This window comes from Duganella vulcania, assembly GCF_009857655.1.
In the GTDB taxonomy this organism is placed as follows: Bacteria; Pseudomonadota; Gammaproteobacteria; order Burkholderiales; family Burkholderiaceae_D; genus Rugamonas; species Rugamonas vulcania.
In genome coordinates this window covers 1-467 of the sequence record NZ_WWCX01000296.1, presented here as the reverse complement: position 1 = coordinate 467, position 467 = coordinate 1, and the positions used below count along the sequence as shown (strand labels likewise).

Annotated in this window: 1 rRNA gene; it reads left to right on the top strand. The window is 54.4% G+C overall.

The features are described 5' to 3' along the window. Positions 1-16: 16 nt before the first annotated feature. Positions 17-467: ribosomal RNA gene (locus GTP90_RS36075) — 16S ribosomal RNA — on the top strand; the annotation flags it as partial.

Below are 467 nucleotides of genomic sequence, written 5' to 3'. Positions count from 1 at the left end.
CAAATAAACAGAGATTAAACTGAAGAGTTTGATCCTGGCTCAGATTGAACGCTGGCGGCATGCCTTACACATGCAAGTCGAACGGCAGCGCGGGGCAACCTGGCGGCGAGTGGCGAACGGGTGAGTAATATATCGGAACGTACCCTGGAGTGGGGGATAACGTAGCGAAAGTTACGCTAATACCGCATACGATCTAAGGATGAAAGCAGGGGACCGCAAGGCCTTGTGCTCCTGGAGCGGCCGATATCTGATTAGCTAGTTGGTGGGGTAAAGGCCCACCAAGGCATCGATCAGTAGCTGGTCTGAGAGGACGACCAGCCACACTGGAACTGAGACACGGTCCAGACTCCTACGGGAGGCAGCAGTGGGGAATTTTGGACAATGGGCGCAAGCCTGATCCAGCAATGCCGCGTGAGTGAAGAAGGCCTTCGGGTTGTAAAGCTCTTTTGTCAGGGAAGAAACGGTGG